The 7568-nt window shown below is 70.3% G+C and carries 6 protein-coding genes, 1 tRNA gene and 2 pseudogenes (1 of these 9 running past the window's edge); 3 read left to right on the top strand and 6 right to left on the bottom strand.

Going from position 1 to position 7568, the window contains the following annotated elements:
- Positions 1 to 289: pseudogene (locus D452_RS28790) on the top strand (alanine racemase) (it extends 925 nt beyond the left edge of the window).
- An 85-nt stretch (positions 290 to 374) separates the two neighbouring features.
- On the opposite strand, the gene D452_RS0122575 reads toward D452_RS28790, so the two are convergent.
- Both D452_RS0122575 and D452_RS0122570 read right to left on the bottom strand, forming a co-directional pair.
- Complete coding sequence (locus D452_RS0122575; RefSeq protein ID WP_017546411.1) at positions 375 to 773, bottom strand: DUF3618 domain-containing protein; 399 nt, start codon at positions 771 to 773, stop codon at positions 375 to 377.
- A 16-nt stretch (positions 774 to 789) separates the two neighbouring features.
- Positions 790 to 1887 (bottom strand): CDP-alcohol phosphatidyltransferase family protein, encoded by a 1098-nt coding sequence (locus D452_RS0122570; RefSeq protein WP_026129588.1) that lies wholly within the window; start codon positions 1885 to 1887, stop codon positions 790 to 792.
- A gap of 326 nt (positions 1888 to 2213) precedes the next feature.
- On the opposite strand from D452_RS0122570, the gene bcp reads away from it, so the two are divergent.
- Positions 2214 to 2696, top strand: a complete 483-nt coding sequence (gene bcp / locus D452_RS0122565) for a thioredoxin-dependent thiol peroxidase (protein WP_017546409.1) — start codon at positions 2214 to 2216, stop codon at positions 2694 to 2696.
- A 77-nt stretch (positions 2697 to 2773) separates the two neighbouring features.
- Positions 2774 to 2847, top strand: a tRNA-Leu gene (locus tag D452_RS0122560).
- A gap of 99 nt (positions 2848 to 2946) precedes the next feature.
- Here the strand turns inward: D452_RS0122560 and D452_RS0122555 are convergent.
- From D452_RS0122555 to D452_RS28785, 4 genes and pseudogenes are all read right to left on the bottom strand, one after another.
- Positions 2947 to 4116: a serine/threonine-protein kinase gene (locus D452_RS0122555; protein WP_026129587.1), complete on the bottom strand. Its 1170-nt coding sequence runs from the start codon at positions 4114 to 4116 to the stop codon at positions 2947 to 2949.
- 334 nt (positions 4117 to 4450) lie between these two features.
- Positions 4451 to 5794, bottom strand: a complete 1344-nt coding sequence (locus D452_RS0122550) for a M16 family metallopeptidase (protein WP_017546408.1) — start codon at positions 5792 to 5794, stop codon at positions 4451 to 4453.
- A 40-nt stretch (positions 5795 to 5834) separates the two neighbouring features.
- Positions 5835 to 7178 (bottom strand): M16 family metallopeptidase, encoded by a 1344-nt coding sequence (locus D452_RS0122545; RefSeq protein WP_051061351.1) that lies wholly within the window; start codon positions 7176 to 7178, stop codon positions 5835 to 5837.
- 187 nt (positions 7179 to 7365) lie between these two features.
- Positions 7366 to 7568 (bottom strand): annotated as a pseudogene (locus tag D452_RS28785) (hypothetical protein); the annotation flags it as partial.

Here is a 7568-nt window from a genome sequence, read left to right as displayed (position 1 = left end):
CGGCGGCGGCTACCCGGCCTCCGGCCCCGCCGACGCGCACCGCCCGCCGGTCCCCCACCTGCCCGAGGGCCTGACCTACAGCCCCACCGAGGGCGCGGGCGAGGTCCAGACCCCCCTGATCGGCGAGGCGGCGCGCGGGCTCGACGTCGGCGACCGCGTGTGGATGCGCCACGCCAAGGCCGGGGAGCTCTGCGAGCGGTTCGACACCCTGCACCTGATCGACTCCGACACCGGCACCTACGAGGGCGCCGTACCCACCTACCGGGGCGAGGGCCGAACCTTCCTCTGACTCCCGGGGGCCCGGCACCACGCCGACACGACGACGGGGCCCGCGCGAGTGTTCGCGCGGGCCCCGTCGTCGTCGCTCGGTGCGGCTACTTCCGTCTGCGGCGGACCGCCCAGGCCACGACGCCCACCGCGACGACCGTACCCACCCCGGCCATCAGGATGAGCGCCTCGGGCGGCAGCTGACCGCGCGACTGGTAGGTGGTCACCACCTTGTCGTCGCCCTTGACCACGATGCTGCCCTCCTCGGGCTGCACCAGGCGGCTCTCCACGCGTACGGCGCCGCCGCCGAACACGAGGGCCCGCGCCTCGTCGAAGATCCGGGTCCCGCGATCCTTGGCCCTGTCGATCTGCCTCCGCGCGATGTTGGCCGGACGGGCCTGCACGCCCAGCTCCTCCAGCGTCTCCGCCAGCCGGCGCTGCTCTCGGTTGATCTCGGCCTGGAGTTCGGCGGGGGTCTGGCGCGGTTCGGTCTCGTGTCCCGTCATAGGGTGCCTCTCTTCACTAGCGCACGGTTGTCTGAGAGTCCGAGTCCGAGCCGGTGTCCCGACCCTGTTCCTCCGCGCCGTCGAACGGACCGGAGAATCTCAGCGCGCCATCGATTCCGTCGACCACACGGAAGAAGTCCCGCGTGGACAACCACAGTTTATAGATGATGGCGATCTCGAAGGCGAGCAGCAAAACGCCGACGACCGCGGTGATCCAGCCGATGACCGGGGGCCCGAACACGACCGCCGCGACCGGGGCCACCACGAAGACCGCCATCTGGAACTCGATCCCGCCCACCAGGTGGGTGCGGACCCGGCGCGCGTTGAGCGCCGCCCAGAACCGCTGGTACCAGGGGAAACGGCTCCGGAACTCCTGGTGCAGGTCCACCTTGGGCAGTGTCAGGTCCGGCTGCTTGCCCGCCGTTCGCTGGTTGCGGGCCTCCCGCTCGTTCTGGCTGCGCAGGATCTGTTCCAGGACGCCGATGCCGTGGCGCAGCACCGCCTGCTCTCCGCCGTCGCTCATGGTGCGGCCGCCGCCACCGGTCGCGTCGCCGGTGGCGTCGCGCTCGGGCTCCAGCATGGAGAGGGTGGCACGGGCCCGCTCCAGGGCGGCCGCCAGGTGCGAGCGCATCTCACGGCGGACCTTGTACACCTGGAGGGCGTTCAGGTAGCGCAGCATGTCCAGGAAGACCACGGCCAGCGCCAGCCACACGAACGCCACGTGCCCGGTCTCCCGGTACTGGCCGCCCATGAGGGCGACCACGCACACCAGGACTCTGAACCGGTCCGAGACGTAGTCCATCCACGCCCCGAAGAGCGACTCCGAACCGGTGAGGCGGGCGAGCTTGCCGTCCGTGCAGTCCACGAGGAAGCAGGCATAGTAGAGCAGGGCTCCGAGGAGCAACAGCTGCCAGTAGCCGAACGCGAAGCACACGGCCGCGCCCAGGCCCAGGAAGAGGGCGACGACGGTCAGCTGGTTGGGGGTGACGGACGTCCGGTTCGCGAACAGACGCACGAGCCGGACCGCGATCGGGTCGACCAGGTACACCGTCAACCAGGAGTCGCGCTCCTTGAGGGTACGAGCCCTGACCTCGTCGAGTGTGTATCGAGGCATCGTGACGAACTACTCCCAAAGCGAAGCGGATGTGTCCCGGTCCGTGGTCGTCGGACACACCATCGGGTCACGGGCGACCCGCGCACGCTGCGCCATGTCCCAGAGGACGACCAACCTATAGCACAGGGTCAACAATAGGTGATCGAACCGTTGGTCGATCCCAAAGCGGATGAACCGAACCGGAATCGCAACCGAAGATCATCCGCGTCCGCGACCAGCGCCGACGAACCGGCCCTCCCCTCACTCAGACCGATCTCGTACTGTGAGGCGTGAAACGACGCGGACCGTCGCACGCGGTCCGCCAGCAGCAGACAGGAAGACACAACGTGAGCGACCCCATCCGTCTGGAGCCCGGCGACCAGGCTCCCGACTTCACCCTCAGCGACGCCGACGGCCAGCCCGTCACCCTGAGCAAGGTCCTGGCCGACACCGGCAAGAGCGTCGTCCTGTACTTCTACCCGGCCGCCATGACGCCCGGGTGCACCACGCAGGCCTGCGACTTCCGCGACAACATCGCCGAGTTCGCCGCCGCCGGCTTCACCGTCCTGGGCGTCTCCCCGGACAAGCCCGAGAAGCTCGCCCAGTTCCGGGAACAGGAGAGCCTGACGTTCACCCTGCTCGGTGACCCGGACAAGGACACCCTGCGCGCGTACGGTGCCTTCGGCGAGAAGAAGAACTACGGCCGCGTCGTCCAGGGCGTCATCCGCTCCACGGTCATCGTGGGCACCGACGGCAAGGTGGCCAAGGCGTTCTACAACGTGAAGGCCACCGGCCACGTGGACCGGATCAAGAAGGAACTGGGCGTCTGATCCCGCCGACCGGCCGACCGGAGAGCACGGGCCCGGACGGCCGGTCGAGTCCCCGATCCCGGTAGAGTGGCCCCGGCGGGGCCGTAGTCCAACGGCAGGAGACGGCAGCTTTAGGTGCTGTACAGTGCGGGTTCGAATCCCGCCGGCCCCACTCCGCCCCCGGCGGCTCCCCGGAGGGTCCCGGCGGACCCCCGTGAACGACGAGAGGCGCGCGAACACCGGTTCGTGCGCCTCTTCGTGTGTCCGGTGGTCAAAGACCGAAGAGCGCCCACATGACCAGAGCCAGCAGGGCGACCACGCCCAGGCCGACGCCGGCCGCCACCGTCAGGTGGCTGCGCTCGGAGTGCTTGCCCGACTTGGTGAGCCCCAGCGTCTCCGTGGACTCGCGGATGGACAGCATGATCGAGTTCACCGCCTCCGGGCTGTTGCGCAGCCGTTCGCTGATGGACTCGGCCAGCACGTGCGCTCCCGCGCGGAAGTGCTCGCGAGCCGACTCGCGCTCCTCCACCCCCTCGGTGTCGGCGCCCGTCTCCTCCTCGGAGGCGTCCCCCTCCGCTGGGGCGCGCTCCGCGTCGGAACGATCGGGTGCCCAGGGCGCGAGCGCCGCGATCCGCAGCATCTTGGCCGCGTTCTCCGCGCTCAGCCGCTCCCCCGGCTCCACTCGCAGCATCCCGGCCAGCACCGGGGCGAGCGGACCAGCGTTGGTGGCCTCCTTGGGCTCGTCCAACGGTTCCTGGCGCAGGATCTTGATGTAGCCCTTGCGGTCGTAGGGCGGATACCCCTCGACCGCCGCGTACAGGGTGGCGCCCAGGGACCAGATGTCGGACTCCGGCCCGACCGGACCGGCCTTGGCGCGCTCCGGTGGGATGTAGGCGGGCGAACCTATGATGCGTCCCGAGGCGCTCAGCGCGGACTCGCCGTTCCAGGCGGCCAGGCCGAAGTCGGTCAGCACCACACGTCCGGCCTCGCTGATCATCACGTTGTCCGGCTTGACGTCGCGGTGGACGATGCCCTCGTTGTGCGCGACCTTGAGCGCGTCGATCAGCTGGAGCCCGATCTCGGCCACGCGCTGGTAGGGCAGCGGGCCGCCCACCTGGATGATCTCCTCCAGGGTGGAGGCCTCCAGCAGCTCCATGACGATCCACGGCCGCTCGTCCTCGTCCACGACGTCCAGGACGGTGACGAGGCTGGGATGGACGAGGCGTCCGGCGACCCGGGCCTCCCGCGTGGTGCGCTGGACCAGGGACTCGCGTTCGTTCCGGCTCAGGTCCGAGGGCAGGCGGAGCTCCTTGACCGCCACCTCGCGCTTGATGACCAGGTCGGTGGCGCGCCAGACGGTACCGACGCCGCCGCGCGCGATCTCGGAGGTCAGCTGGTAGCGAGCCTTGAGCAGCCTGCCACCGCCCTCCGGCTCAGCCACGGCCGCCTCGGGACGCGCGGAATCGAGCGACGCCTGGGGCCGCTGCGTGTGCGGGTTTTCTAGGGAGGACACGGTTATCCACGGGTCCATTCACCGGCCATGGTGGCCTCCTGCGGAGCATTGCGGTCGCTGTCACCACTTAGGTGCACGGATCACTCGTTATACCAGGATGACGCCGGGGTCACGCCGCTGGTTGTCTGATGGCTGACACATAGGTTCGGTTTCGTTATGTCCGAGGGAGGGCCACACATGCGGCGACGGGGCCCTCCCTTACCAATCCTTGACCCGGGCGGCCCCACGTGCACGTGCGTGCTCGCGTGCGCCGCCCAAGGGATCAGCTCCAGAGGGACTCGGGGCTGCGTACCTCGACCGGCCCGACACCGGTCTTGGCCAGCGGTTCGCGCAGGCTGTCGGCGTCGCCGACCACCACCACGACGGCCTCCTCAGGACGAAGGTACTCGACGGCGGCGGAGTTCAGGTCCTCGGCGGTGAGCTTCTCGTATCCGGCGCGGATGCGGTCCACGTTGTCGTCGGGCAGGTCGTGGACGACCATGTCGACCAGCGCGCCCGCCATGGCCCGGGCCGTGGAGTAGGCGACCGGCAGCCCCACGGTGTTGGACTCGCGGACCGTGGACAACTCGTCCTCGGTCACTCCCTGGTCGCGCAGCTTGTTCACCTGCTCCAGCGAGGAGGTGACCGAGTGCGCGGTGGTCCCGGCCTCGACCTGCGTGCTCATGAAGAACACACCGCTGTCGCGGCGCAGGTCGAAGCGGCTCCCGGCGCCGTAGGTGTAGCCCAGGCGCTCGCGCAGCTCCATGTTGAGGCGGGAGGTGAACATGCCTCCCAGGATCTCGCCGATGCCCTCGGCGCGCGGCAGGTCCACCTGCGAACGCGAGGGTGCACGGTGCGCGATGACCAGGGCCGACTGCACGGATCCGGGGCGGTCGACGATCAGCACGCGCGGCAGGTCCCCGGGCGGCGGGGCGTGCTCGGTGACCGGGCGCTCGGGCGCGGGAGCGGCGTCGCCGAACACGATCCGGCCCAGCTCCTCCAGGTCGACGTTGGCCAGGTCGCCGACGACCACGAGGGTTCCGGCCACCGAGGCGATCGAGTCCGCGTGGAAGCGCGCGACGGTCTCGGGGCTGATGTCGGCCAGCTTGACCGGCCCGCCGGCCAGCGGCGTGGCGTAGCGGCCGGTGAACAGCTGACCGCCGAGGCTGCGCATGGCCAGGGTGGAGGCGGAGGAGGCATCCAGCCAGAAGCGCTCCAGGAGCTGCTCACGACGGCGAACGACGTCGTCGGGGTTCAGGGCCGGATTGCGCACGGCGTCCGCGAACAGGTGGACGGCCTCGCCCAAGCGGTTGGTGGGCGCGTCCAGGCCGGTGATGAAGCCGTCCCAGTTGACGCGGGCGATCCACTCGGCGCCGTGGCGCTCCAGGGCCGGGGCCAGGGAGCTGTTGCCGCCGGGGCCGTCCTCCAAAGCCTCGCTGGTCAGGGCGCTGACGCCCATGGCGTCGAGCGGTTCGACGGCACCGCCGAAGGGGTGCACGAGGCGGAGGGAGGCCAGCTGCTGGCCGGGGACGTCGAGGGCGACGATGGTGCCGCCGCCGACGGTGATCCGCTGGGGCTTGGGAAAGGTGAAGGACGCGGGGGCGCCGAGGTCCGGGCGGTTCTGCATGCTCTGCGGCTCTTTCTGCGGCTGGGCGGGAACGGGGCGGTTACGCCTGCTGGGCTTGGGCCGCGGCGTCGGCCTCGGCTTCCGCCTGGAGCGTCTCGGCGGCGGTCTCCGGCTCGGGGTCGAACCGGACGACCAGCATGTTGTCTTCACCGAGCAGGTTCGCGGCGGCGGCGCGGACCTCCTCGGCGGTGATGTCCGCCCAGCGCTCGGGCCAGGTGAAGGCGAGCTCGGGGTCGCCGAGCAGCTGTGTGCAGCTGCCGATGGTGTCGGCCAGGCCGGAGGGGCTGGCGATGGAGTGCAGGTGGTCGCGTTCCAGGACGGCGCGGGCCCGGTCGAGTTCCTCGTCGGTGACGCCGTTGGCGAGCTTGGCGACCTCCTCGCGGATGGCCTGCTCCAGGACGTCGCCCTCCACGCCCTCGCGGGCCAGCATGTTCACCAGCAGGAGGCTGTCGGTGTAGCGGAAGGGCAGGATGTCGGCGGAGCCCCCGCCGTCGTCGGCGGCGATGGGCCGGTCCACGACCAGCGACCGGTACAGGCGGCTGCCCTGGCCCTGTCCGAGGACGGCGGCGGCCAACTGGGCGGCGTCGTGTCCGCGCTCGCCGTAGGAGGGGACGCGGAAGCCGATGAACACCCCGGCGGCCGGGACCGTCTCGGTCACGGCGTCCCGCACGGGGCCGCCCAGGGGGGCGCGCAGTGTCGGGTCGGGGGTCTCGGGGAGGTCCTCGCGGGCGGGGATGCCGCCGAAGAACTTCTCGACCCTGGCCAGGACGTCCTCGGACTCCAGGTCGCTGACGATGGTCAGCACGCAGTTGTCGGGGCCGTAGTGCGCCTTGTGGAAGGACTTGACGTAGTCCAGGTCGGCGGCGTCCAGGTCGGCCATGGAGCCGATCGTGGAGTGGTGGTACGGGTGGCCCTCGGGGTAGGCCAGGCGCAGGATGCGCTCCAGGGCCGTGCCGTAGGGCTGGTTGTCGTAGCGCTGGCGGCGCTCGTTCTTGACGACGTCGCGCTGGTTGTCCAGGACCTCCTGGGTCATGCCCTCGCGCAGGGTCGCCAGGCGGTCGGCCTCCAGCCACAGGACGGTGTCCAGGGCGTGGGTGGGGACCGTCTCGTAGTAGTTGGTGCGGTCGGTGGAGGTCGAGGCGTTGATGTCGCCGCCCAGCCGCTCGACCACGTCGAAGTGCTCGCCCTTGGTGACGTTCCCGCTGCCCTGGAACATCAGGTGCTCGAACAGGTGCGCGAACCCGGTGCGGCCGGTCACCTCGTGCCTCGACCCGACCCCGTACCAGAGGTTGACCGAGGCGACCTGCCCGGTGGAGGCCGGAGCCGTCACCAGACGCAGTCCGTTGTCCAGCGTGTACTGCTCGACCCGTCCCGCCGTTCCCATGGTGGTCACCTGCGCATGCACCCCATCAAGTTCCGTTGACTGCTTCACCGAACACGACCCTATGTCCTCAGGGCCCTTCGGGAACACTCGGTTGGAGTAATCCACAGGTGCGAAACCCGGCCGCCGTCCGGCCCGCGGCCGCGGGCCCGCCGGTCACCCCGGCCACGGCCCCTGAGCACGGCCCCGGCTACCCGTTCCGGTACTCCGTGGTGTCCATCGACTCGGCGATCTCGTCGTAGACGGCGCTGTACTGGGCGTCCACGGACCACACGTAGAGGAGGACGTCGCTCTCCGGCAGGAACCACATGCGCACCTCGAAGGTGTCGTCGTTGTCGCAGGTGACGGACCAGATGGAGTAGTGGGACTTGCGGCCGTCGGCGTGCTCGAAGA

Origin of the sequence: Nocardiopsis prasina DSM 43845, assembly GCF_000341265.1 — a bacterium.
Lineage (GTDB): Bacteria > Actinomycetota > Actinomycetes > Streptosporangiales > Streptosporangiaceae > Nocardiopsis > Nocardiopsis prasina.
Note: the sequence above shows the minus strand (reverse complement) of the source record. Positions and strands in the feature narration are given on the sequence as shown.

Coding starts and splice junctions, on each gene's coding strand:
- D452_RS0122570 (WP_026129588.1), bottom strand. CDS start 1,887: ATGCCTCGATACACACTCGACGAGGTCAGGGCTCGTACCCTCAAGGAG.
- D452_RS0122545 (WP_051061351.1), bottom strand. CDS start 7,178: ATGGGAACGGCGGGACGGGTCGAGCAGTACACGCTGGACAACGGACTG.
- D452_RS0122575 (WP_017546411.1), bottom strand. CDS start 773: ATGACGGGACACGAGACCGAACCGCGCCAGACCCCCGCCGAACTCCAG.
- D452_RS0122550 (WP_017546408.1), bottom strand. CDS start 5,794: ATGCAGAACCGCCCGGACCTCGGCGCCCCCGCGTCCTTCACCTTTCCC.